This is a genomic window from Lentzea miocenica, from assembly GCF_033949945.1.
Classification (GTDB): Bacteria; Actinomycetota; Actinomycetes; order Mycobacteriales; family Pseudonocardiaceae; genus Lentzea; species Lentzea miocenica.
In genome coordinates this window covers 50227-73575 of the sequence record NZ_JAXAVW010000048.1, presented here as the reverse complement: position 1 = coordinate 73575, position 23349 = coordinate 50227, and the positions used below count along the sequence as shown (strand labels likewise).

Here is a 23349-nt window from a genome sequence, read left to right as displayed (position 1 = left end):
CGACTGCCCTTCTCGCGCCAAGCGGTGAACTGGTGGTCACACAGGTCGAGAATCTGCCGTGGGACCAACATGCCGTCCTTGGTTTCGCGATGCAGGACCAGTGGAACAGCATCACCACGATCCCGGTGAACATCGATTCGACGTCCACAGTGTCCATGGCAGCGCCACTGCCCCCGCCAACGCTCTCAAGTCCGAGCTTGGCGTCCCTTCGCGACGTAACTTGGCATGTGGACGTGCATTGGGGCCCCGGCCAGGCGGTGCGACGTCGCGGCATCGAGTCGCTCGAACTCTTCGCCGAACGCCCGGCCATGATGCCGACCTGGACCAGAAGCAGTCGCGAGGGAATTACCTATCAGGCTCAGCGCTTTGACTTCATCAGCGCTGGCACCAGGCTGGAGAACACTCTCGCTCGAGTCGCACTGCGCGATCTGAGCCTGGAAGCCTGGATCCAGGCAAAATGCAAACAGCACGACCACGAAGCCCGGCCGAGCGACGCGGGACGGCGCGCAACACTCCTGGCCAAGATGCTAGGAAGCCGCCAGGCCTACACCGAACTGTTCGGCGGCCCGTTGCTGCCCGCCCTGCGAGCGATGCTGCCAAACAGCGCCACCACCAACACCGCCTACCCCGACCATCAAGGCATCGTGCTGTCCGCGCGAGAAGGCGTGTTGACCTTCACCGGCCTTGGCGCCCGCTGCCTCAAGCTAAGCAGCGAAGAACTCCGCGGGCGCGTTGACGCCGCATGCCGTACCGGTGTACTCCGCAGAGGGCTGGTGCTGCGCTGCGCAACCTGCGAGGACAAACAGTTCTTGCAGATCGACAAACTTGGACAACGCTGGACCTGCCAACGCTGCGACGCACTCAACGACCTCGACCAGTGGTCGTGGAAAGCACCACACGACGAACCCACGTGGTTCTACGACCTGCACCCGGTCGGACGGCAGATCCTCCGCGACAACGGTGACGTACCGGCCCTGCTCTCCTCCCATCTCCAGCGCCGTCCCCGAAGCCCGAGCAAGCGACAGCCGTTCTCCGATGTGGCCGAAGTCGTCTTCGCCAAGAGCGGGCAGGCTGTAGTCGAGCTCGACCTGATCACCTACGTCAACGACAAGATCACCGTAGCGGAGTGCAAAACATCAGGCCGAGACCTCGAAGGCAAGCCAGGACGCCGGGAGGTCACGAAGAAATGCCAGGCCGCAGCATGGTTGCGCGCTGACGAGCTTCTCTTCGCCACCACCGCCCATAGCTGGACACCCGCTAGCCAGTCCGCCATCAAGGCAGCCGTCGAAGCTTTTTCCAGTTGGAGTCCGCTAGGGCCACCCGCCGTCACGCTCGTATCGCAGCTGGGCACAGATCACGAGAAGTCCGACGCTTTGCCCGTGGTGGCCAGGTCTCACTCATGACCGGCTCACATCCGCAGAACTGTCGGGGCACGGTGGTATGACGTAGCGATGGCGCGCTTGAGCAAGCTTCGACCGGTGATGAGCAACCGGTACGAGAAGGCGGCAGACGAACTCCTCCGGACGTTCTCAGCCGACACGGGCGACAGGCTTGTGCCGAAGATGCGGTTGGCCGACGTGGTCGACATCGACCTACTTGACGATCAGGCGCCGCGGGATCGTTGGTTCGCGTTGTCCACGCACCTCGACTTCGTCATGCTCGACCAGGACAGCGGACTGCCGAAGTTCGCCGTCGAGATGGACGGCCGCCAGCACTGGACCGACCTCGGCCAGCGGCGCCGGGACTCCATCAAAGACCGCATCTGCGAGGACGCCGAGCTGCCATTGCTCCGGGTCACCAGCAACTTCGTGACCGCGTCCGGCCGCTGGCCCCTGTTGTCCTACGCCGTCGAAGCCTTCTACAGGTCCGAGGCGTTCTTCGAAGCGCAGGAGAACGGCCTCGTGCCCTACGACGAGCCCTTCTACCACGGCAGCTTCATCACACCCACCGACGACGGGAGCGGTGCCCTTTTCAGCACTTTCGACGCTGTCGCGATTCAAGATCTGTGGAAGCTGCATCGGGAAGGACGCCTGCCTCGGCCGTTGCCCAACGTGTTCAGAGTCCGCCCCGAGGAAGACCGCGGAGTGCGGGCGATCGCGTACCTCCCGGTGGCTAAGGACAGGTACCTCATCAGCGAAACCCGCGTACGGAACTTCCGTTTCCAGGGCATCAGTCCTCATGACCTGGCGGAAGAGATCTGCGTCGTGGACATCGCCAACGCGGCCGCCGACTGGCTTGCGGGGAAGCCGGTCGCCTACAACAGCACGGCCATGCGCAATAAGGCAGCAGAGATCCAGCAGCTGATCGACAACGGCCAGGTCGGAGGTGCGAGCGGCGGAAGCAGCAACGTCGAGGGCTCGGAAGAGTTCACAATCCAGTTCAGCAACTTCGGCAGGTGATCCACCGGGCTGGATCTCGACCAGCCGCAGGTCTCCCCACGAGATCAGAACGGTGGCTCCGCTGCGAACCCGCCCCACGGATCCGGGGTCGGCAATGCCGCACCGGGTAAGGGCAGGTTGGTAACGGTGTAGAGGTTCAAGATGTCGTCGCGGTCCATGAACATGATCTGGCTGCGTTTCGCTGCGTCGAGGGCATTGCCCAGCCAGTTGCGGGCCGCCTTGGTGATCTCCCCGCCCGCAACGATGAACGCATGGTCGACTAGGACCCGCCGGTTGAGTTCCGGATCGAAGATCTCGTGCGCCAACATCATCAACGCCTGGTTGTGGATCTCAGCGATATTGGTGTTCGCCGCACGGGATACCCCGGCCGCGTCGAGCTTGCCGCGCTTGACCTGGATGCCGAAGTACAGCACGTGTTGTGTTGGCAGGGTGTACCGCATCCAAATGTCCTTGCCGTACTCCAGAGCCTTGTCCTTGTGGCCGGCGAAGGTGATTCGGTGGTAGCCAAGTTGTCGAAACAGCGGCAGCAACACGTCCTCGATGAGCTGGTCTTCGCTGCACTTGTCCAAGTACGCAACCAGGCGGTCGCGCCTCTCGACCTCCGCAGGGCTCAACGGGCGGTGCGGATTGGGACTCGCGCTCGAGGTGGCGCCGGTTCCGATGTGCCGCAGGTAGCAGTGCCTGTCCTCGGCGTAGAACGCCTCAAATCCCTCTCTGGCAAGCACTTCATTCAACATCCGCAACGCGTTGGGACGATCGGGACCTTCGTTGTCCGCGTCTCCTGGGTCCATCAGCCGATCAATGAGCCGGCAGAAGCTGTCGGGCGGACGGGTAGGCCCGTCGTGTGGCTCGGCGAGCATCGACTCCAGCACACCGGCAACCCAGCGATGCCGGGTCGACCCGTCGTGTTCCCAGTCGGTGTCGATGTCACCGAAGAAATCCGTGATGTACGAGCTGGACCGGTACGGGAAGTACTTGGGGCTGGTGGCTCCAGGCTCATCGGAGCCCAGATTCCCGCAGATGAGGTCACCCAGGTGCTCGAGAGTTCTCCGTCGGAACTTCACTGTCCCCCTCTCACACTCGGTAGGAAGATGGCGGACAGCAGTCCACTCGCCACTACAGGTTGATCGGAGGCAGGCCTCGCGCGTTAGCACCGCTCGACGGGCACACTCCGGAGGCAAGCTGATCGCTGTTGGCGCCAGCTGTCTCTACTCGATCGTGGTCGATCGCCACACGCATCCAATCGAACGTATGTGCGAGTTCACTGATAGGTTCTCGCGTCATGGATCGGCAGCTTCTCGAATGTGACGAGGCGCCTTATCTGTCACATGAGCGAGCTAGCTGTCACCTCATGCAGCGCCTGCGGTGAACCCGTTCGGCAGCCACCAGGTCGATGGACCTGCCGGTCGCGGCTGCGGTAGCACAGTGGGTGAGTTCACGATGCCGTGTGCGTGACGACTGCTGAGACTTCGCCCTCGACTGATCGCACTGCCGGCGGGCGGCCCGCATGCGATGGGCGGTGACCGGAGGACGTGGGCTAGGGGTGCTGGCCTGGCTGCTGGCCGCGGCGGGCCTGGGTATGGCGGCGTGGATGGCGAGATCCTGGTCGTGGTGGCGCGGTGGCGCAGGAACTCGGGGCAGGATGCTCAGCTCTGGAAATCGGGCCATGAAGTCCAGGTCGTTGCGGCTGCTGCCGCCGCACCCGGTACGGCTCGTCGAGCAGTGACCGGCAGTACCGGGTGCCACAGTGTCCACACGCGACTCAAGAGATCACCAGCAGCGGACCTGCGGAGCGCTGTCGTGGACGGGTCGGGCGGCGACGAGGTCGTGTCGTAGCTGGGCGAGAGTTGGATAGCGATCGGTGGGGTTCTTGGCCAGGGCGCGATGAAGAACCGTCTCGAGCGCGGGGTGGTGACGGCGGGTCCAGTCCGGCAGCGGATCGGGCGGCTGGTGGGCGACACGGTGTAGCCAGTCGCGCAGGTTGGTGGTGTGGGGCAGGTAGCGGCTGCCGGTGAACAGACCGTAGAGCAGGGTCGCCAGGCTGTACTGGTCAGACGCCGCGCTGGGGTGCGGCGAGGGATGCCGGTGCAGCATGGCGGTGGCGAATTCGGGTTCGGCGTAACCCGGCTCGACGCGGCGAGTGGGCACCAGCATCGGGGGTAGCCAGGGTCGTGCCTGACCGAAGTCGACCAGGGTGGCCGTCGTCCCGGCGACGAGGATGTTGCCTTGGTGCACGTCGCCGTGGACGACATCCGCGGCGTGCAGAGCGATGTAGGCGTCCAGGATGGACAGCGCCAGGTCCAGCAGTGCGGTGAAGGCCGCGGCGCTGCCCGCACGGGCCTGGTCGATCAGGGGCGCCGCGGCGGCGTCGGGGCTGATCCCTTGCGTCCATTGGGTGGCCAGCAGGCAGAGGTCCGGGCCGGGCCGCCATTCCACCAGGCGCGGTACCGCCACACCGTTCAGCCGCGGCAGGATCATGGCTTCCTGATGCAGCATCGCCACGTCGTCGTCGCCGGCGGCGATCTTGAGTGCGACGTGCTCGCCGTCCGGTCCGGTGGCCTCCCACACTTCGGCGTCGTCGGTGGACCGGACGCACCGCAGCGTGCGGTAGCCGCTCGCCCAGCCGACCGCCGGCGGTGAACCGGATTGCCCCTGGGCGACCAGCACCCCGCGCCCGACCATCACCGCCACGACCTGCCGGGCATCGTCCACGACCGCGGCCGCCTGTTCACCGCGGTCGTGGCAGTAGGCACTGATCACCTCGTCCGCCGTGCGCGGCACGGTGAAGCGCGACAGCAGGTCGGCGGCCTCGTGGTCGATGCGTTGCGGCAGCCACCTCGCGGAATGACGGAACACCACATGCCCGCCGACCCCGTCCGGGTCCCCTGTTCCCGCTGGCGCCAAGCGAGCGATCCCGGCATCCGCGGCGAACTCATACACGGTGGTGCTGTCACCCATTCCGCGTTTCCCGTCCTGATCGACACATGAGGCCTATCACCGCCTGCTCGGCACCGCCCCTGCACGACCACACGACATCAGGCGGACACACCACGACGCCTCCGAAATACGCTGCCGGGTGGGATGTTCGGAATGTCCCGAACCCCTACAGGTCAAGCTCCAACGACGTCAGCTCGTCTAGCACGTGGGACACAAGAGCGAGAGCGTTAGAAGGGACGCTTGCGAACCAGTATTTGCCGAATTCGTCTGCGCCGACACCGATGCCACCGTCGTCGGTGACGGCGATCATGATCGTGTCGGGCGCCGCGGCCTGGGCCACGCCGCTACCGCCCACGACTGCCGCGACAGCCATCGCACCGCCCAGCAGGCCGCGAGCGCTGATATATACGGAATCCATCAGTTTCATCGAAACCTTCTCCTGTGCTCATCGTCCGAACGAGCGCGACAGAACCCGACAGCTGTCCTACGGTGGGTTCCGGCATTGACGCAATGCGCTTCGCCGCCGGACGGTATCGGCCATATGGCACAACGCGCACCACGGACACCCGACACGTCCGGGTGAACATCACGACGTGAACGTTCCTTGAGCGCGGCGATCTTCATCGGTGGCCTTCCGTCGATGGCGGCCTCGCCGGCCTCGGACCCCGGAGGACACCGAATCAACGAATGTCGCCACTTGGCTGACACGGAAGCCCCCTTGTGCGAGGCTCACACCGACCGCAACAGCCGTGCCTCCTGCGATGCCCCCAAGCCGGTGGACGAACTCCCCGCTGAGCATGATGTGCACGCTCTTGACCGTCTTCGGCGAGAGCCCCGGCACATGCGGCTTCGGGATCCGACCGACCTCGTAGCGCCGGACCGCGCGCCGTGCAGCGGCGTAGGTCACCCCGACCTTGTCCGCGATCTCCCGCGGCCGGATCTCCCGATTCGCGGCGCAGGCTGCCTTCCACAGCTCGTACATCTCACCGTTGGTGTTGCGCTTCTGACGCCCCTCGGTCAGCAGGTGCTCGTAGAGCGCAGCAACCATCGACGGCACAAAGTCCTGCATGAGGCGCCGTCCGACGATGGGCATCACACATGTCCGCGCCAACGTCTCGTAGTTGGCCGCCGTCGTCGGTTCGACGGTCAGGCGCGCGTACGGAAAGTACTCCTCGAAGAAGTCGTTGATCGTGGCGCGAGACGGCTTAACGTAGGTCTCGGTGACCAACGCGGCGCGCGCCTCCGCCATCCCGTCCCAGGCTTCGTCCTCGGTCTCGTAACCGCTCTTGGTAATGCGGTCACGGACCCCAGTCAGCGGGTGCGGAGGCCCAGGGAACGCATACGCCCACTTGCGGCCGCGCTTGAACACCGACCCATCGGAAGGCTTGCGAGACCGCTTCTTCTTGCCGGTCATGCGGCCTCAGCTTCCCCAGCGGCATCCTGCTCGGGTTCGAGGAATTCGACGAGCCGAGCACGAACCACGTACACCCGCCGCCCCAACCGGCGGACGCCGGGCAACACACCTGCATCTGCGTATCGGTAAGCCGAAGCTCGACTGATGCCCAACAATCTGGCGGCTTCCGGAACGGATACGAGAGCAGGTGGGCCGTGAACTCGATGGCAAGGCCTACACGTATAAAGCCGACCGGACCCGCACGGAAGCGGCCGTACGCGCTACGCGAGGTAGTCGCGCCTTCCGCCGACCCCGAGGCAGTGCAGCCGCACTTCGTCCGCTTGGCCACCGACCGCGAAGCCGATCTGCTCAGCGTCACCCCGTCAAGGAAGACGCAGGGTCGTGAGCGGTGCTAGCATCCATGCACAGATTGCTATGTGTGCATGGATTGGGGGACGTTCGAAGTGGGAACTGGACACGGGCACGGCCACGTGACCGCCGGAGGCCAGCACCGCGGGCGCCTCGTCGGCGTTCTGGCGATCACCGCGAGCATCATGGTCGTGCAGGTCATCGGCGCACTGCTGTCCGGCAGCATCGCGCTTCTCGCCGATGCCGGCCACATGCTCACCGACTCGGCAGGCGTGGCGCTGGCACTGGTCGCCATCACGCTGGCCGCGCGGCCGCCCACGGCGAAGCGCACGTTCGGCCTGGCCAGGGCGGAGATCCTGGCTGCCGCGGTCAACGCGGCCGTACTGCTCGGCCTCGGTGCCTACATCATGTACGAGTCGATCTCGCGGTTGACCGAGCCTCCAGCGCTGCAGAGCGGCTCCATGCTGGTGTTCGGCATCATCGGTCTCGTCGGCAACGTCGCGTCGATGCTGCTGTTGTTCAAGGCGCAGAACGCAAGCCTCAACATGCGTGGCGCGTTCCTCGAGGTCGTGACCGACACCTTGGCGTCGGTCGGCGTCATCGGCGCCGCACTCATCGCGATGTTCACCGGCTTCACCCGCGCTGACGCGATCGTGGCGGTCCTGATCGGACTGCTGATCCTCCCCCGCGCGTTCAGCCTGCTTCGTGCGGCCGTCGACGTGTTGCTCGAAGCCGCGCCGAAGAACGTGGACCTTGACGAGGTCCGGCAGCACATCCTCGGGGTGCCGCACGTGCGCGACGTGCACGACCTGCACGCGTGGACGGTGACTTCCGGTATGCCCATCCTGTCGGCGCACATCGTGGTCGAAGACGAGTGCTTCCACGACGGGCACGCACCGCAGATGCTGGACCAGCTGCAGACCTGCCTCGCGGGCCACTTCGACGTCGAGCACTCCACGTTCCAGTTGGAGCCCAAGAGCCACGCCGCCCATGAGCAGCCTGTTCATCCATGATCCGGGGTTCTCCCTGATGCGGCGGGCGCCGCGGTCGTGCTTCGCTGGACGTGGCAGCGACCGACTGGGGGAACCATGGCGCAGACCGATGACCGGACATCCCGCTGGGAACAGTACTGGGATCGCAAGTCCACGACCTACGACAAGGAGATCGGCGTTCTGGATCGCCGGGTCTTCGGTGACTCACGGCGGTGGGCGTGTTCTCAAGCCGCTGGCGACGTTCTCGAGGTCGCGGTCGGCACCGGGTTGAACCTGGCGTTCTACACCGACGATGTCGTGATCACCGGGCTCGACATCAGCGAGCAGATGCTCGATCTGGCCCGGTCGCGGGCACAGGACGCCGGCCGCGAAGTGACGTTGCGGCACGGGACTGCTCACGCTTTGCCGTTCGACGACGCCTCGTTCGACACCGTTGTGTGCACCTTGGGGCTGTGCGCCATTCCCGATCACGAGACGGCCGTCGACGAGATGGTGCGTGTGCTGCGTCCCGGTGGACGGTTGATCCTCGTCGATCACGTCGCCGGCTCGTCACGCCTTGTGCGAGGCGTGCAGTGGCTGGTGGAGCGGATCACGATTCCGATGGCAGGAGAGCACTACCTGCGGCGTCCGCTGCACCTCGTTCAGGAGCGCGGCCTGGAAGTCGAGCTGCGGGAACGGTTCAAGCTCGGCGTGGTGGAGCGACTGGTCGCCCGCAAGCCGGGCGACCAGTGACCTACGGACCGAGCAGCTTCACCGAGCGCGGTTTGTCAGATCGGTCCTCGGTGAGGTGCCACGTCACCAGAACGTGGTCGGCCTGATTGCCATTGAAGGTCTTAGCCAGAAGGTACCTGTGCTCACTTTCGGCTTCGAACTCCTCGAAATCTGTCACTTCGCCCTGGACGCCCAGGCCGCCGGTGTCGACATGCACGCCGTACGCGCTGTCAGTTCCGACGTTCCGGAGCAGATACCGCTGACCACGCTCATGTTCCAGGGCAAAGCGAACGCGACCACGCTCGGATTCCGTCAGTTCGTCCGCGCGGCGAGCAGCCTCGACCTCCGCGAGAGCTACGGCGGCATCGGCAGAGCGCTTGGCTTCGTCCGCTGACTTTTCCGCAGCGCGCTTCTGACCGCGGCCGTACCAGGCCGCGAGACACGCGACGAGCAAGCCGAAGCACGAGATCACGAACGCGGCGACCGTCATCGCAGTATCAAAGCACCTCGCGGCGTTCCGTTGCCGCAAGAAACTCCTCCATCAGCGCGATGAGTTGGCGCGGCTGGTCTTCGGTCACGAACGGGCCGGAGTCCTCGATGATCCGCAGGGTGGCGTTGGGCAGTTTGCCGGCGAGACGTTCGCCGTGAGCGACGGGGAAGAAGTTCTGCCGCGCCCATGGCAGCAGCACGGGGCGGTCGAACCGGCTCAACCCCTCGGCGGCGTCCAACGTGTAGCGCGTTGAGATCGCGCGGACCAGCTGAGCAAAGTCCCTGCGCACCAACGGATCCTCGCGCAGCGGATCCGTGTAGCTGGCCATGATGTCGGCGGGGATCGGGCGGCGAGTGAGCAGACCGAACGAGATCGGCATGCGCTGGATGAGACGGAACCTCAGTGATTCAGCGAGAAGCTTCAGTCCTGCCGAAGTGCGGCCGGTCAACTGCAGGTGCTTGATCGGCAGCGGCAGGAAGTTGTTGAAGGCGTCGCACGGTGTCAACACCAGGCGGGCCAGGCGATCGGGATGCCGGGCTGCCACCGCCTGGCACACGGCTCCGCCGGTGTCGTTGCCCACCAACGTGACCTCGTTCAGGTCCAGGGCTTCCAGCGTGCGGTCGACGAGGTCCGCCAGGCCGTAGAGGGAGAAGTCGGTGCCTTCGCGCATCGGGGCGCGGTGGCCGCCCAACGGCCAGTCCGGCGTGATGCAGCGGTAGCGGTCAGCGAACGCCGGGACGATGTGCCGCCACACGTCGGCGTTGGCGATGATGCCGTGCACGAACACGATCGGCGGTCCCTCACCGCGTGAGTGGTACCGAATGCGTCCCTCCGGCAGCTCGACCTCTTCGACCGGACCGAGTTCTTGCACGCTGGTGGCCATCGATCTCCTCCGTTCAAGGGTGTTCGGGCAGCACTCCGGGCATCAGCAGGTCCAGCAACGCCTCGGCGGTGCGGTCCGGGAGCCACTGGTGGGCGTCGCGCAGGTGGATGTAGGTGCGGGGCACGATGTTGAACAGCAACAGCGCGGTCGTCGCCGGGTCGAGGGTGGCGCGCAGCGAGCCGTCGGCGATTCCGTCGTGCAGGAGTCGTTCGAACGGCGCGACATAGACGTTGCGGGTATCGCCGCCGTCGAGGTGGAAGACCGGGTCCGGCGCGTTGCTCAGTCCAGCCAGCAGGGACAGGTGTTGTTCCACTACCTCGCACGACGCGCGCAACGCGGCTCGCAGGCGTTCCGCGGCGTTGCCCGGTCCGGTCAGCGCCGGCCAGAGGCCGGCCTGCCAGGCCTGCGCGGCACCGACCACCAGAGCCTCTACGAGCAGTTCGCGCGTGGCTCCCTTGCGGTACAGGGTGACGCGCGAGATCCCGGCGGCCTGAGCGACCCGTTCCAGGGTGAACTCGTGCCAGCCGTGCTCAGCGATCACCCTTGCGGCCGCTGCGAGCACAGCGTCATCGAGGAGCGGTGATCGTTCATTCATGTAGCGGTCGCGCCTCCCATTTGAAACACCTATGTTGCAACTATGGGACGCGGACGTACATCAGGCAACCGGGGGTTCGTAGCGGCGCTGTCGGGTCTGGCGGCAGCGGAGACGGTCGCCGCCCTGCTGAGATCGCGGTCCCCGCTGGACGCCATCAGCCAGTTCGTCGTCGATCATAGCCCTCGTTCGCTGGTCGAGCCGGTCGTGCGACTGCTGAAAGAGTCCGACAAACCCGTGATCCGGGGAACGGTGGCGGCAGCGGTCGTGGCGATGGGCGGTGCCCTTGGACGATTGCCGCGCCACACCAAGCGCGATCTAGCGGTCGTGAGTGCGGTGGCGGCCACGGGCTGGTGGCTGACCCGGCGCCGGGCAACCCCAGACGACCAAGCGTCGGTCGCCACGGCGGCGGTTGGCCTGGGCGCTGTGAGCACACTGGCCACGCTGAGGTCGCAGACCAGCGCCGCACTTCCGGTCAGCGCCGTCGCGATCGCCGGAACGTTGGCTGCTCAGTGGCACCTGCGCGAGGAAGTGGCGTGCGTCGGCAGGCCGTTGTTCGCCCGCAATCCCTTGCCGCCCGCCATTGACGGCGCCGAGGACTGGCCGGGAGTGGCGCCGCTGATCACCCCGGTGGACGAGTTCTACGTGACCGACGCCAACATGCGGCCGCCGATCATCGACGTCGACAGTTGGCGGCTCACCGTCACCGGCGAGGTGGCGAACGAGTTGTCACTCAGCCACGACGACCTGGTCGATTCCGGGCTGGTCGAGTTCGACGCCGCGATGGTCTGCGTGCACAACAGGTTGGGCTGGGACCGGCTGGGCAACGGCCGCTGGCTCGGCGTCCCGCTCACCAGAATCCTCGACGAGGCCGCGCCGACGACGCTCGACGGGCACCTCGTCACGCAGGCCGTGGACGGGTGGGACTGCAGCATCCCACTGGCCAGCGTAAGCCACGGCTACGTCGTGCTCGGGCTCAATGGACGAACGCTGACGGCGGCACACGGCTTTCCGGCGCGAGTGTTCGTTCCCGGCCTCTACGGGCAGTACACCGGCGCGAAGTGGTTGACCTGCCTGCGGATCCAGACCGCGCCCAACTCCGACTACTGGCACGCCCGTGGATGGACACGCGGCCCGCTGCACGTCCGGCCGCTGTCCCGCATCGACCACCCGCGACGTCGTGTCAGCGCTGGTTCCGTTCAGGTGACCGGCGTTGCCTGGGCGCCACCAGTGGGAGTACGGGCCGTGGAGGTGGCGGTGGACGGCCAGAACTGGCAGCCCGCAGAGCTCGCCGCCGAGCTCGCGCCCGCGGCATGGCGTCGATGGCGGGTCCACCTCGAGCTGTCCCCCGGCGTCCACCGCATCAGGGCGCGGTGCACGGCCGCTGACGGCAGCGTGCAGGACTCGGTGCCGCGTCCGCCTTTCCCGGTGGGCGCGGGTGGTCATCACACGGTGACGATCACCGCACGTTGACCTCCTCGTACCGTTGGAGCACGCGGTCGACCAGCTGTCCGGAAGCCCCCAGGTAGGCCGACGGATCGCAGAGTTCAGCCACGTCAGGAACCTCATGACCGCGTGACACCAACAGCTTCGTGAGGATCTCCGGCAACTCGGCCGGTCGGTCGGCCGAGGCGAAGGCGGCCTCGGTCAGCAACGCCTTCGCCTCGCTCTTGCCGAGCAACGGCGTCAGCACCGCGCTGAGCCGCTCGGACACGACCGCTCCGCCGGTCAGGGCGAGGTTCGTGAGCATTCGTTCTGGGAAGACGCACAGGCCGTTCGTCAGGTCAGCCGCGTTCCGAGCGGCGCCGGCGGCAAGTCGAAGGCACTCGCGCAGCGGCTGCCACTCAGCGTGCCAGCCACCCGCAGACCGTTCGTCCGGCACCACCATGCTCTGATGCAGCACCGCCACCAGCTGAGGTACCTGCCGCGCGGCGGTGAGGATCGCTGTCACATAAACGGGATTTCGCTTCTGCGGCATCGCCGACGAGGCCCCGCGACCTGGCGCCTGCGGTTCCGCCAGCTCGCCGATCTCCGTGCGAGTCAGCACTTCGACGTCGGCCGCGATCTTGCCGAGGACACCGGTCACGGCGGCGAGCGTCGTGCCGATGTCGACGATCGGCAGACGGGCGCTGTGCCACGGCACGAGCGGAGCGGTGAGCCCGAGTTCGTCGGCGAACGGTTCGACCAGGTCGAGGCAGTCACCATCGGTGAACTCCTGGTAGGCCGCCAGAGTCCCCGCCGCGCCACCCAGCGACACCGGCAGTGCGAGCCGGTCCAGCCGGTCGAGCACGTCCATCACCGAGTTGAGCCAACCCGAAGCCTTGAGCCCGAACGTGATGGGCACGGCGTGCTGCGTCAAAGTGCGGCCGGCCATGACGGTGTCGCGGTACGTCCCGGCGAGCCCGGCCAGAGCGCTCGCCACGCGTGACAGGTCGGCGTGCACGCGGTCGAGCACCCGCCGTGTGACCAGCATCGTGGCCGTGTCCAGGATGTCCTGGCTGGTGCTGCCGCGGTGAACGTAGTCAGCTGCACGTTGATCGGTCGCGGCCACGATCTTCGTCAGCTGGGACACGAACACGACGGCCGGGTTTCCGGTGGCGCGCACACCAGAAACCAGTCCCTCCCAGTCGAACTGCGTCATGTCCACGGTTGCCGCGATCGCGTCGGGCACGTCGGGCGGCACGATCCCGACCTTCACCTGGGCCCGTGCCAGCGCAAGTTCGACCTCGACCATCGCGGCGAGCCACGCCCGGTCGTCGAGCAGGTGATCAGCGCCGGTGTCAGCCCAGCCAGGCGAGAGAAAACCGGTGTCCGCGAACAACGTCACTCCTCGAGTGGTCATGCCGTCACCGGTTCGGTGATCATCTGCTCGGCGAGGGAGAGACTCTGCCGCGCGAGTGCGTCAGCGTCACCGAGGATGACCGAGTTGACGCCGGGCCGCACGCCGGCCGCCGTCGCCCAGTGCACCGTTTCGGTCGGCACACCGAACGCGAACCGCCGCGGGTGTGGCCGCCGCGCACCGTCGAGAAGCGCGTACGGCCGACCGGCTACGGCGATCCCGCCGGTCTCGTAGTGGCCACCATCGCGATTCGGAATCCGGTTGAGGGCACAGGCTTTCCGCATGAACAGCCGGGACAGCAACGGATCGGTCGTACGCCGCGCGTCGATCTCGGGCAGCCTCGCCTCCACCAGCGCCCGTGCCCGGTACACCGCGCCTGGCACCCGTGGGCTGTACGTGCGGAAGCCAAGACCGTCGTCACCGCACTCGACGACCATGTCCGGGCCGAGCACCGTGAGGACGCCCGCCTCGATCAGCGCGATCGCCTCCTCGATGCGGTGCACCGGCGGGCCGATCGAGAGGAACGCGTTGAGCGGCGTGTACCAGCCGTCCAGCTGGTCACGGTAGGAGTCGCCGGTGAGACCACCATGGTCGACCAGGAGCCGGACCTCGTTGCGAAGATCCCGCAGCACGTCCAGCGCGGCCTTCAAGGGCCCGCTCACGTTGCCACACCTGGCTTCCCTCACGTCCTGACGCAGGTAGGACAGCATCCAGGCGCGATGATCGTCCGGGCCGGCGAACTCGACGCCGCGATCCGGGAACGCGATCGCGCCCCAGTCCCACCGCGAGTCCTCGTCGAAGCCGTAGCGGTGCAGCAGGCGTTCTTCGTCCTCAGTGGACACGAACTCCTGGATGAACTTCGCGGCGTCGTCGCCACGTTCCGTCACCAAAGCCGCGTAGTAGACCGACCGCACCTCGCGGTCGACCCAAGGCCAGATGTCCGTGAGGAAATCAAGCTGCCCGGACGCACGCATGCGGGCAATGCGCTCCTCGGTCAGGAACAACGGCATGTGCCTGCCGAACGGACCCTTCTGGTTCTCGCCGCGAGCGTGGTACGGAATGCCCCGCCGGGAGCCCGCGATCAGCACCGGCTCCGAACCGGACGGCTCGTAGCGCAGACCGTGGTCCTCACGCACGAACACACCGCCACGTCCCGCCGTGAGCATCGCGAGGTGGTCGAAGAAGTTGAGGCCCATGCCGCGGAGGATGACCGGCTCCCCCGCGGCGATCCCGTCGAGATCGGCATCGGCCGGGTTGCCCGGCTCGACGTAGTGCAGCCCCTCTCGCCGGGCGTACCCGGCGAGGCTCTTCTCCGCAGGCGTCGACACGACGCCCAGGTGCCCGAGCGCGAGGATCACCGCGTGCAGTCCGACCAGGTGGTCGCCAGACTCCAGCATCACCGTCTGCAGCCCGCCCTCGTCGTCCACCAGGTCGACGGCCTGGTCGGCGTGGCAGACGACGGAGACATTGGCGGGCGCCGACTTGATCACGTGGTTCAACACCCAGCGCAGGTAGTGCCCGTAGAACGCCCTGGTGGGATAGGTGTCCGGACCGAGTCCCAGCGCCTCTTCACGCACCCACACGGGCAGCCCCGGCAGGAAGAGCGCGACGACGCGCGCCCACTGGTGCAGGCTCGGGCCTGCCACCACGGGACCGGCGCAGTCGACGCTCTCGTCGACGAACATCGTCACCTGGGAGGCGACTGTGTTCATCAACAGGTGCCGCGACTGGTCCGCCCGCCACACCCGCCCGCCGGCACCGATGTGAGGATCGACGAGATGGATCTTCACGGAGCGGTCAGGTGTCTGCCCGGCGTTTGCGCACAGACGTTCCAGCACCGAGAGACCGCGCGGTCCGACTCCGACCAGGCCGATCTCGACGGTTTCCCGCACGCCCAGCGGCGCCACGGTGAGTTGAGTGAGATGGATGCTCATCGCGATGGTGTCCCCGTTGCTTCGCGGACGTTTAGGTCCAGCGGCCGATGCCGAGCGCGGAAGCACCGTCGAGCAGCTGCTCGCGCAGCTGGACACGGCGGATCTTCCAGGTCGCGGTGCGGGGGAACTCCTCCCACTTGATCTGGATCGGCTCGGCGAGCGCCGGCAGGTCCGCGGTCGCCCGCGCCCAGTCCGACTTGGCCAGCGGCTCGTCGTTCTGCGTGCTCAGCACCGGAACGGGCAGCTGGCCGCCGGACGGCAGGATCACGACCTCGGTGGTCAGTGGCAGCCGGTCGAGCAGCACGTCCTCGAGCTCGATCGCGCTGGCACCGGGGATGCGGTCGATCTCACGGTCGACCAGGCGCACCGCACCGAGCCTGCTCACGACACCGAGATCTCCGGTGTTCCACCAGAAGCCGTTGGTCTTGAGCTCGTGGCGGTCCTGCTCACCGACGTAGGCGAGGCAGCGGCCCGGCTGCTTGATCTCGATCAGGCCGACCTGGCCCGCGGGCACCTTCTTGCCGGTCTCCGGGTCGACGGCACGCGCCTTGCACAGCCCAGGGATCGGCCAGCCGAGGACCTGGGTGGGCGGCGGACGGTGACCGCGCTTGGCCACCGACTTGCGGCTGTAGGGGCGGATCACCATCGCGCCCGCCTCGCTCTGGCTCCACGACTGCACCCAGATCGGGCGCTTGTGGTCGGTGGCGTTCAGGAACGTGCGGATGGTGCGGGTGTGGATCGCGTCGAACGAGTTGACGTAGAGCCGCACGTTGCGCAGCGGCCGTGACGCCTCCTGGGCGAACTGCTCCCAGTACAGGTAGATGTTCGGCAGCGTCTCGACGACGGTCGGGCGGTTGTCGCGGATGAGCTTGAGCGCCTGCTCGGACTGCGGGTCCGACAGCATCAGCATCGTCGGGGTGATCGTGGCCATGGCGAGCATGCCGGTGCTGAGGCGCTGGTGACAGAACGGGTCGGCGAGCGCCATCGTGTCCTCGGCCTGCAGCGCCGCACCGGGCCACCGTTCGGCCTCGACCAGCGACAGGGCGTGCGCGGTGGTGGCCGAGTGCATGACGAGCTTCGGCACGCCGGTGGTGCCCGAGGTGTGCGTGATGACCATCGGCTCGTCCAGGCCGCGCAGCTTCGGCTTCGCCTTGGCGGCACCGCGCAGGTCGTCGAGCGCCACGACATCCGTGCGGTCGCTGCCGTCGACGACGATCGTCCGCTTCACCAGCGTCGCCAGGGCGTGCTCGTCGAGTCCGCACTGGACCAGACGCACCTGGTCGGTCACCAGGAACGGCTGCTGCAGCCGGGCGAGCATCGGCAGTGCGAACTCCGGCGGGTGCGTCCAGGCCAGCTGGGCCGGCACCGCGCCGATCCGCGCCGCCGCACACGCCAGCAGCGCGACGTCGAGGTGGTTCGACTTCATGATCGCCACGCGGTCCCACTCGCGGACGCCGGCCTCGTAGAGCCAGGCGGCCGCGTCGTCGACCAGCTCGGCCCATCCCGCGTAGGTGCGCTGCAGCGGCCCGTTCGGGTCGATGTCGGCGGCGCGGTCCACGGTGACCGTGCGGGATCCGCCTCGGGCAGCAGCGGTCTGCCACACATCGCCGAGACGGGCGGTCGCGGGCACTCGGGAGAACGGGGTGAGCCTGCGACGCCCCCAGGTCGGGGCGTAGTTGGTGAGGAAGTCGGGCTTGTTCGTCATCGTTCCACCTGTCAACTGGAGGGGTCCTCGGGCGCGAGCCCGCGAAAAGTCCTTCTGTGCCAAAGAAGCGGCTCACCATCGCCACCGCCGACCGCGTGCACCAGGCCGGTCAGGATGGTGTGGTCACCGCTGCGGTGCACCTCGGCGACCTCGCACACGAACCAGCCGAGCGCGTCGTCGAGCACGGGTACACCGTCCTGGATCCGGTGCGGGACGCCCTGGTACTTGGCGGCACCGTCCACACGGGACGCGAACCGGGAGGCGATGGCATCCTGTCCGGCGTGCAGCGCGTTGATGGCGAAGGAGCCGCTCCTGACGATCGCGGCGAGCGTGGACGAGCGGTTGTCCAGGCACACCAGCACGATCAGCGGGTCGAGCGACACTGAGCACATCGAGGACACCGTGGCGCCGTACAGGCCTTGCGGTCCGGTTCCGGTGACGACGCAAACAGCCGCGGGCAGCGCGGCGCAGACGTCCCGGAACCGGCTGCCGTGTTCGACGGGCGCGGATGAGCGCATCGGCGTGGCCTAACCGACCTTGGCCGGCTCGGACTCGTCGTCCGCGAGGAAGACGACGTGCTCACCGAGCAGGCCGCGGATGATCGCCTCGATGTTGTCGCGCAACGCATGTGCGGCGATCGGGTCGATGATCGGCGCGAGGCTCGGCATGCCGAGGTCGAACTCGGCGTCGAAGCGCAGCGTCACGTCCGCGCCCACCTGATCGACGCGCCAGCTACCGCTGAAGCCGACGAAGTCGCCCTTGAGCTGGTCGAACTCCACGGTCCGGGCGATCGGGTCGATGCGGTCGCTCTCCTGCCACCGCATGACGCCGTTGCGGAAGTTGACCGACCAGTCGGACACGACGGCACCGTCGGCACCCTGTTCGACCCGGATCTCTCGCACGGCGTGGGTGTGGTCGGCGTACCGGGGGAAGTCACTGATCCGGGAGAACACGAAGTCGGCGTCGGCGACGGGGACGAGTGTCTCCACACGTACGGCTGGCATGGTCAGGAAGTCCTTTCGAGGGTGGCGGCGGTACCCCTGTGGCGTGCGCCGACCGCCTTCAGGGCGACGACGAACGCGGTGAACAGCCAGTCGAGATCGGCTTCGGTCAACACGGCGGGCGGGGTCAGCCGGAGCACCGTGCTGGCGTTGAGCGAGTGGTTGACCAGGACGCGCTGCGACAGCAGTTCGAGGGCCAGGTCTCCAGCGATGTGGGCACTTGGGGCCTCGACGCCGATCAACAGGCCGGCACCCCGGATGTCCAGACCGAGATGCGGCACTTCGCGGTCGACGATCGACCGCAGGTTCAGGAGCAGGTGATCGCCGAGCTCGCGAGCCCTGTCGACCAGCCCCTCCTCCGCGATCACCGAGACGGTGGCGGCAGCGGCGGCCATGGCCACCGGCGACGCGGCGAACGTCGAGGTGTGCAGCAGCGGGTCCTTGTCGAACGGCGCGTAGATCTCGTCGGTGGTCACCGCGGCAGCCACGGGAATCACGCCACCGCTGAGGTTCTTGCCCACCAGCAGCACGTCCGGCACGACGTCTTCACGGTCGGCACCCCACCAGGTACCGAGCCGGCCGAGACCGGTCTGCACCTCGTCCAGCACGAACAGCGCGCCGTATTCGGCGCACAGCTGTGCCACCTCGCGCAGGTAACCCGGCGGAGGCAGGACAACACCACCCTCGCCTTGGATCGGCTCCAGCACCACGCACGCACGGTTCGGTTGCCCGGCAAGCACTTCCGCGATCGCCGACGCGTCCCCGTACGGCACGTGCAGGACGTCAGGAAGCAGCGGGCGGAACGGCTGCTGGTAAACCTCCCGCGCGGTCAGGCTCAGCGCGCCCGTGGTCTTGCCGTGGTACCCGTTGACAGCGGAGATGAGTGTCTTTCTGCCTTGTGCGCGAGCGAACTTGATGGCCGCCTCGACCGCCTCCGCGCCCGAGTTGACGAAGTGGATGCGGTCCAGTCCCTCGGGTGTGACGGCGGCGAGCGCCTGCGCGGCGACGGCCGCGGTGGGTTCGAGCAGCAGGCGGGTGGCCATCGGGTTGCGCCCGATCTGCTCGATCACCGCACTCGTGACGACCGGGTGCCGGTGACCGAGCAGGAAGACCCCATAACCGCCGCAGTCCAGGTACTCGTGCCCGCTCGCGTGCACTCGAGCGCCCGCGGAGTCCGTCTCCAGGTGCCCACCGGTGAACTGGGCGAGCCCGGCGCGGCCACTGCTCAGGTGCCGGCGGTAAAGCTCAGGGACGTCCAGCTCGGTCATGCCGCTTCCGTTCCCGGACGCGCGAGTCCCTTTTCCACCGCGAGGTAGCGCACGGAATTGCGGAACGCGTCGGTCAGCCGGTCTTCGTCGAGCGGCGTCACGCCAGGGATCGCACTGCACGGGAAGAAGTCCGCGCCCGCGAACAGGGCGGTCATCGCGAGCATGTCGTCGAACCGGCGGCGCACGCCCTTGGGCAGCGGGTCGATGAACACCGGCCGCACCAGCCGGTCCACCATGTCCGGCTCCACCAGGCGAGGCGGTACGAGCGACAACCCGGCCCGCTCAGCCTCGTCCGTGACGATGTCGATCATCGCCTGGGTGAACAGCGCGGCTTCACCCGCGGTGACCCAGTACTCCCCCGCGCGCGTCTCGGTGTCGATCAACGCCGTGAGCGCGTTCGCCAGGTGGTCCTGGGGCACGAAGTCGATGTGCGCGCGCTGGTCCAGCGGCAGGAGCGGCAGTGCGCCCTTGAGCACGGCGAGCGCCAGCGAGTGCAGACCCTGGAACTTCGAGATGGCGCCGGTCTCGCTGTCACCGATCACGACCGACGGCCGAACGATCGTCGCGGCCACACCGCTGTCCCGGACGAGCTGCTCTGCCGCGAGCTTCGAGGTCAGGTAGTCGGCAGGATCAGCGCCACCCTCGTTCGTGCGACCGCGGGTCATGCCGTCGCGAGCCACGAACGCGGTGCTCAGGTAGTGCACGGTCGCGTCGGCCCTGCGCGCGAAGTCCAGCACGTTCAGCGTGCCCGCCACGTTGAGGCCATCCGTGGCCGTGGCGCCCGCACCGAAGTCGGTGACGGCCGCGCAATGCACGACCACGTCGACCTCGGCCGCCAGCCGGCGTGCGACCGCCGGATCGAAGCCCAGGTCCGGCGCGCCGAGGTCACCGCGGACGTGCTCGGTGGAACCGGGCGGGACCTGCTTGTGCACCATGGAGATGACCCGATGCCGGGCCAGCTTCGGCAGCAGCGCGGTGCCCACGACACCGGAGGCGCCGGTGAGAAGGATGGTCTGTTGCGATGTCACGAGTTCACTCACCTGATGTCTGTCGGGCTACGGGATGCGCAGCGGTTCACCGCGAAGCCGGTCGAGCAACGCGCCGGACATGCGGGCACGGGCGGGCGGGTGGAAAGCCAGCGCGCGGCACGCGGAGTTGAGGTAGGCGACGTCACCGGAGCCGATGAAGGCCATGCCACCCAACGCCTCCACGCAGCGGCCGGCGACCTGGTCGATCGCGTCCTGAGCGGCGTACCGGACGGCGAGTGCGTCAGCGAGGGAGTCGTGATCGGGCTCCTGGCTCGCGACGCGTTCGACGGCCAGCATCGCCGCCTGCAGTGCACTCACCACGTCGGCCCGCAGCCGGGCGTCGACCTTGTCGACCTGAAGCACGCGCTCCACCAGCGCCGATGCCACGCCCAGGTAGCTCGCGGTCATCAGCAGCTCGAACCACACGAACCCCACGGTCTGCAGATGGTCGAGCTGTCCATCGGACGTCACGCCGGTCCGGACGACGAGCTCCTCGGGCACCTCGACGTCGGTGAGGACCACCTCGTCGCTCTCAGCACCCGCGAGCACCGGGCTGGTCCAGAAGGGCTTGACCGAGACGCCGGGCGCGTCCGCCGGAACCAGGGCCACGGCGAGCTGCGACGTGCCGTCCGGCCCTGGCAGCGACACCGACGCGGTGATCAGGTTCATCGACCTGGCGAGGCTGCACGGCTTCTTGCTGCCGTTCAGGAACACCTTGCCGCCGTCGACACGTGCCACGATCGACGGCGAGAGGATGTGCTGCCCCGTGCGGCCCTCGGCGAACGCGGAGGCCAGCAGGAGGTTGTCCTTGGCGATCGCGGACAGCAGCAGCCATTCCATGCCGCTGCTCGTGCGAGCCGTCTCGGCCAGCGAGGCCACCGAGAAGTGGTGCATGGTGGTGGCCACCGCGACCGATGGCGACCGTGCGCCGAGTGCGCGTTGCACACGCACCATCGTCAGCAGATCCGCGCCATGGCCCCCGTGCTCGTTCGGCACCAGCAGCGCGGCGCCCCCGTGGTCGCGGAACAGGCCGATGCCGGGACCGCCCTGCTGCTCCAGCTCGGCGAGCGGTACGTCCGCCAGAGCGTCGTCCAGTCCGGGAAGCAAGCGCTCCAGCTGGTCTCGTTCGCGTCGCAAGTACTGCATGCCAACAACACTAGAAACCGACGGTGCAGCGTCTACCCAGGACAGCAACAGCCTTTTGTAAGGGATTGCTTAAACTTCTCTGTCATCCACAGTGGACTGAGCGGTGCGCAGTACGAGGACGGCATCCGTTCCGCCGCCAGGCGCAGGATTGAGGGCGAGCCAACCGTCACTGGCTCGTGCCAGGCCGGCGGCGATCGACAACCCAAGGCCGGCGCCGTCGGTGTCACGTCTTTGCGTGCCACGCCAATAACGTTCGCACGCGCGCGCCGCGTCGGCCGGGTTCATGCCAGGTCCCTCGTCACGGCAGAACAGCCGAACCTGGTGCAGTGACGACTCCGCGAACAGCTCGATCGTCGACCCCACCGGAGAAACGCGCAGGGCGTTGTCGATGAACACGTCGAGGATCTGATCGACGGCGGCGGGCAGCGCGTTCGCCCACAAACCCGTGCACGGCTTGATGAAGAGGTCGACACCCGCTATCGCCGCGATCGGCCTCCAAGAGGCCATCCGGTCTTCCAGCACGGCGGCGATGTCCACTGGCTGCACCGCGTGGGCACGCCCCTCACCTCTGGCGAGTGTCATCAGGGCGTTGAGGATCAGGCTCATCCTGGTGGCCTCGCGCAGGGCGCTCTCCATCTTGCCGAGACCTTCCGGCAGAACGTGCGGTTCCAGGTTCTCCAGCCGCAACCGCAATGCCACCAGGGGATTGCGCAGCTGGTGGGAGGCATCGGCCACGAACGACCGCTGCGAGTCGTGCAGCTCGACCAGGCGATCGCCCAGGCTGTTGACCGCAGCGACGAGCGAGCCGGACAGTGGGAGCCGCGGCGTGTAGTTGCCCGCGGTGAACTCTTCCAGTACACCGCGCACACGACGCAGGCGCCTTACCAGTACCACCGCTCCCGCGAAGAGTCCGACCACTACGAGCAGCAGAGCGAGAACGGTGTAGCTCATCAGGATCCTGTCGACATCGCAGCGGGTACGGCGAGGCGGAAACCCACACCTCGCACCGAGGTGATCCAGTCTCGGTGCCCGAGCTTGGTTCGCAACGAGCTGACGTGGACGTCGAGCGTCCGAGTCGAGCCGTGCCAGTTCGGGTCCCACGCCTCGTTGATCAGGTCTTCCCGGTGCCGCACAGCGCCTGGGTCGGCCAGCAACGCCAGCAGGAGATCGAACTCCCTGCGGGTCAACGCGATCGATCGACCGTCCACACTGGCCTTGCGGGTTCTCGGCTCCACCGACAGCGGACCGAGCTGGATCGGGCTGTCCGACTGCCCCGGCTCGATCGCCACGGCGGTCCGCAGCGATCTCCTGCTGACCGCGTCGATTCTCGCCACCAACTCACGGGTGCTGAACGGCTTCACCAGGTAGTCGTCCGCGCCGGCCTGCAGCAGCAACACCCGGTCGATCTCCTCGGTCCGCGCGCTCAGCACCATGATCGGCACCTGCGACGACTCGCGCAGACGGTGGCAGACTTCCTGGCCGTCCAGGTCGGGCAGGCCCAGGTCGAGCAGGACGAAGTCGGCCTGTTCGGCGGCGCCCACCGCCTCGGCGCCCTGGGTGATGTGGTCGGTGGTGTGCCCAAACCGGACCAGTGCCTCACGCAACGCGTCCGCGACGTGGTCGTCGTCCTCGATGAGCAAGATCCGCACTCCGTCGCCCCTT

Annotated in this window: 23 protein-coding genes and 1 pseudogene; 6 read left to right on the top strand and 18 right to left on the bottom strand. The window is 67.4% G+C overall.

Annotated features, from left to right (window positions below; all coding sequences use genetic code 11):
• The coding region (locus SK803_RS41735; RefSeq protein ID WP_319971751.1) for a hypothetical protein at positions 1–1403 on the top strand (1403 nt) is incomplete at its 5' end.
• Positions 1404–1460: 57 nt separating this feature from the next.
• A complete protein-coding gene (locus SK803_RS41730) occupies positions 1461–2399 on the top strand; it encodes a DUF2726 domain-containing protein (RefSeq protein ID WP_319971750.1) in 939 nt (312 codons plus the stop codon).
• A gap of 44 nt (positions 2400–2443) precedes the next feature.
• Here SK803_RS41730 and SK803_RS41725 read toward each other — a convergent pair whose 3' ends face one another.
• Positions 2444–3463: a hypothetical protein gene (locus tag SK803_RS41725; protein ID WP_319971749.1), complete on the bottom strand. Its 1020-nt coding sequence runs from the start codon at positions 3461–3463 to the stop codon at positions 2444–2446.
• Positions 3464–3918: 455 nt separating this feature from the next.
• On the opposite strand from SK803_RS41725, the gene SK803_RS41720 reads away from it, so the two are divergent.
• Positions 3919–4125 (top strand): hypothetical protein, encoded by a 207-nt coding sequence (locus SK803_RS41720; RefSeq protein WP_319971748.1) that lies wholly within the window; start codon positions 3919–3921, stop codon positions 4123–4125.
• Positions 4126–4169: 44 nt separating this feature from the next.
• On the opposite strand, the gene SK803_RS41715 is transcribed toward SK803_RS41720, so the two are convergent.
• From SK803_RS41715 to SK803_RS41700, 4 genes and pseudogenes are all read right to left on the bottom strand, one after another.
• Complete coding sequence (locus tag SK803_RS41715) at positions 4170–5357, bottom strand: serine/threonine protein kinase (protein WP_319971747.1); 1188 nt, start codon at positions 5355–5357, stop codon at positions 4170–4172.
• Between the two features lie 145 nt (positions 5358–5502).
• On the bottom strand, positions 5503–5763 hold the full coding sequence (locus tag SK803_RS41710) for a hypothetical protein (protein ID WP_319971746.1): 261 nt from the start codon (positions 5761–5763) through the stop codon (positions 5503–5505).
• A 159-nt stretch (positions 5764–5922) separates the two neighbouring features.
• Positions 5923–6750 carry a tyrosine-type recombinase/integrase gene (locus SK803_RS41705; RefSeq protein ID WP_319971745.1) on the bottom strand — a complete coding sequence of 276 codons (828 nt, stop codon included), beginning with the start codon at positions 6748–6750 and terminating at the stop codon, positions 5923–5925.
• Positions 6747–6917, bottom strand: a pseudogene (locus tag SK803_RS41700) (helix-turn-helix domain-containing protein); the annotation flags it as partial. The pseudogene SK803_RS41700 and the gene SK803_RS41705, both read right to left, overlap by 4 nt.
• Positions 6918–7193: 276 nt before the next feature.
• On the opposite strand from SK803_RS41700, the gene SK803_RS41695 reads away from it, so the two are divergent.
• Positions 7194–8111, top strand: coding sequence for a cation diffusion facilitator family transporter (locus SK803_RS41695; protein ID WP_319971744.1), 918 nt, complete (start codon positions 7194–7196; stop codon positions 8109–8111).
• A 75-nt stretch (positions 8112–8186) separates the two neighbouring features.
• Positions 8187–8822 (top strand): class I SAM-dependent methyltransferase, encoded by a 636-nt coding sequence (locus SK803_RS41690; RefSeq protein WP_319971743.1) that lies wholly within the window; start codon positions 8187–8189, stop codon positions 8820–8822.
• A 1-nt stretch (position 8823) separates the two neighbouring features.
• Here the strand turns inward: SK803_RS41690 and SK803_RS41685 are convergent, their stop codons facing one another.
• Genes SK803_RS41685 through SK803_RS41675 form a run of 3 tightly spaced genes read right to left on the bottom strand, consistent with a single transcriptional unit; the run spans position 8824 to position 10769 of the window.
• Positions 8824–9291 carry a hypothetical protein gene (locus tag SK803_RS41685; RefSeq protein WP_319971742.1) on the bottom strand — a complete coding sequence of 156 codons (468 nt, stop codon included), beginning with the start codon at positions 9289–9291 and terminating at the stop codon, positions 8824–8826.
• Between the two features lie 7 nt (positions 9292–9298).
• Positions 9299–10174, bottom strand: coding sequence for an alpha/beta fold hydrolase (locus SK803_RS41680; protein ID WP_319971741.1), 876 nt, complete (start codon positions 10172–10174; stop codon positions 9299–9301).
• Positions 10175–10187: 13 nt separating this feature from the next.
• The gene (locus tag SK803_RS41675) at positions 10188–10769 is read right to left on the bottom strand and encodes a TetR/AcrR family transcriptional regulator (protein WP_319971740.1); all 582 of its coding nucleotides are present in this window, start codon (positions 10767–10769) and stop codon (positions 10188–10190) included.
• 42 nt (positions 10770–10811) lie between these two features.
• Between SK803_RS41675 and SK803_RS41670 the strand changes: the two genes are divergently transcribed.
• Complete coding sequence (locus SK803_RS41670; protein ID WP_319971739.1) at positions 10812–12239, top strand: molybdopterin-dependent oxidoreductase; 1428 nt, start codon at positions 10812–10814, stop codon at positions 12237–12239.
• Here the strand turns inward: SK803_RS41670 and pcaB are convergent.
• The 10 genes from pcaB to SK803_RS41620 form a co-directional block, all read right to left on the bottom strand.
• On the bottom strand, positions 12226–13608 hold the full coding sequence (pcaB, locus tag SK803_RS41665; protein WP_319971738.1) for a 3-carboxy-cis,cis-muconate cycloisomerase: 1383 nt from the start codon (positions 13606–13608) through the stop codon (positions 12226–12228). The genes SK803_RS41670 and pcaB overlap by 14 nt on opposite strands.
• Positions 13605–15539: an FAD/NAD(P)-binding protein gene (locus SK803_RS41660; RefSeq protein ID WP_319971737.1), complete on the bottom strand. Its 1935-nt coding sequence runs from the start codon at positions 15537–15539 to the stop codon at positions 13605–13607. Before SK803_RS41660 ends, pcaB begins: the two co-directional genes overlap by 4 nt.
• Before the next feature lie 31 nt (positions 15540–15570).
• A complete protein-coding gene (locus SK803_RS41655; protein ID WP_319971736.1) occupies positions 15571–17244 on the bottom strand; it encodes a class I adenylate-forming enzyme family protein in 1674 nt (557 codons plus the stop codon).
• A gap of 11 nt (positions 17245–17255) precedes the next feature.
• The gene (locus SK803_RS41650; protein ID WP_319971735.1) at positions 17256–17762 is read right to left on the bottom strand and encodes a flavin reductase family protein; all 507 of its coding nucleotides are present in this window, start codon (positions 17760–17762) and stop codon (positions 17256–17258) included.
• Positions 17763–17771: 9 nt separating this feature from the next.
• Entirely contained in the window at positions 17772–18248 is a 477-nt protein-coding gene (locus SK803_RS41645; protein WP_319971734.1) for a type II toxin-antitoxin system RatA family toxin, read from the bottom strand.
• A 2-nt stretch (positions 18249–18250) separates the two neighbouring features.
• The gene (locus tag SK803_RS41640) at positions 18251–19513 is read right to left on the bottom strand and encodes an aspartate aminotransferase family protein (protein ID WP_319971733.1); all 1263 of its coding nucleotides are present in this window, start codon (positions 19511–19513) and stop codon (positions 18251–18253) included.
• The gene (locus tag SK803_RS41635) at positions 19510–20541 is read right to left on the bottom strand and encodes an SDR family oxidoreductase (protein ID WP_319971732.1); all 1032 of its coding nucleotides are present in this window, start codon (positions 20539–20541) and stop codon (positions 19510–19512) included. The genes SK803_RS41640 and SK803_RS41635 overlap by 4 nt, the downstream gene beginning before the upstream one ends.
• Before the next feature lie 27 nt (positions 20542–20568).
• Entirely contained in the window at positions 20569–21687 is a 1119-nt protein-coding gene (locus SK803_RS41630) for an acyl-CoA dehydrogenase family protein (RefSeq protein ID WP_319971731.1), read from the bottom strand.
• Between the two features lie 69 nt (positions 21688–21756).
• Positions 21757–22638, bottom strand: coding sequence for a sensor histidine kinase (locus SK803_RS41625; RefSeq protein WP_319971730.1), 882 nt, complete (start codon positions 22636–22638; stop codon positions 21757–21759).
• Positions 22638–23336, bottom strand: coding sequence for a response regulator transcription factor (locus SK803_RS41620; RefSeq protein WP_319971729.1), 699 nt, complete (start codon positions 23334–23336; stop codon positions 22638–22640). The genes SK803_RS41625 and SK803_RS41620 overlap by 1 nt, the downstream gene beginning before the upstream one ends.
• Between the last annotated feature and the right edge of the window lie 13 nt (positions 23337–23349).

Excerpts from the sequence above, each read along its gene's own strand:
- SK803_RS41715 (WP_319971747.1), bottom strand. The coding sequence starts at position 5,357 with ATGGGTGACAGCACCACCGTGTATGAGTTCGCCGCGGATGCCGGGATC.
- SK803_RS41710 (WP_319971746.1), bottom strand. The coding sequence starts at position 5,763 with ATGAAACTGATGGATTCCGTATATATCAGCGCTCGCGGCCTGCTGGGC.
- SK803_RS41705 (WP_319971745.1), bottom strand. The coding sequence starts at position 6,750 with ATGACCGGCAAGAAGAAGCGGTCTCGCAAGCCTTCCGATGGGTCGGTG.
- SK803_RS41690 (WP_319971743.1), top strand. The coding sequence starts at position 8,187 with ATGGCGCAGACCGATGACCGGACATCCCGCTGGGAACAGTACTGGGAT.
- SK803_RS41685 (WP_319971742.1), bottom strand. The coding sequence starts at position 9,291 with ATGACGGTCGCCGCGTTCGTGATCTCGTGCTTCGGCTTGCTCGTCGCG.
- SK803_RS41680 (WP_319971741.1), bottom strand. The coding sequence starts at position 10,174 with ATGGCCACCAGCGTGCAAGAACTCGGTCCGGTCGAAGAGGTCGAGCTG.
- SK803_RS41675 (WP_319971740.1), bottom strand. The coding sequence starts at position 10,769 with ATGAATGAACGATCACCGCTCCTCGATGACGCTGTGCTCGCAGCGGCC.
- SK803_RS41670 (WP_319971739.1), top strand. The coding sequence starts at position 10,812 with ATGGGACGCGGACGTACATCAGGCAACCGGGGGTTCGTAGCGGCGCTG.
- pcaB (WP_319971738.1), bottom strand. The coding sequence starts at position 13,608 with ATGACCACTCGAGGAGTGACGTTGTTCGCGGACACCGGTTTTCTCTCG.
- SK803_RS41660 (WP_319971737.1), bottom strand. The coding sequence starts at position 15,539 with ATGAGCATCCATCTCACTCAACTCACCGTGGCGCCGCTGGGCGTGCGG.
- SK803_RS41655 (WP_319971736.1), bottom strand. The coding sequence starts at position 17,244 with ATGACGAACAAGCCCGACTTCCTCACCAACTACGCCCCGACCTGGGGG.
- SK803_RS41650 (WP_319971735.1), bottom strand. The coding sequence starts at position 17,762 with ATGCGCTCATCCGCGCCCGTCGAACACGGCAGCCGGTTCCGGGACGTC.
- SK803_RS41645 (WP_319971734.1), bottom strand. The coding sequence starts at position 18,248 with ATGCCAGCCGTACGTGTGGAGACACTCGTCCCCGTCGCCGACGCCGAC.
- SK803_RS41640 (WP_319971733.1), bottom strand. The coding sequence starts at position 19,513 with ATGACCGAGCTGGACGTCCCTGAGCTTTACCGCCGGCACCTGAGCAGT.
- SK803_RS41630 (WP_319971731.1), bottom strand. The coding sequence starts at position 21,687 with ATGCAGTACTTGCGACGCGAACGAGACCAGCTGGAGCGCTTGCTTCCC.
- SK803_RS41625 (WP_319971730.1), bottom strand. The coding sequence starts at position 22,638 with ATGAGCTACACCGTTCTCGCTCTGCTGCTCGTAGTGGTCGGACTCTTC.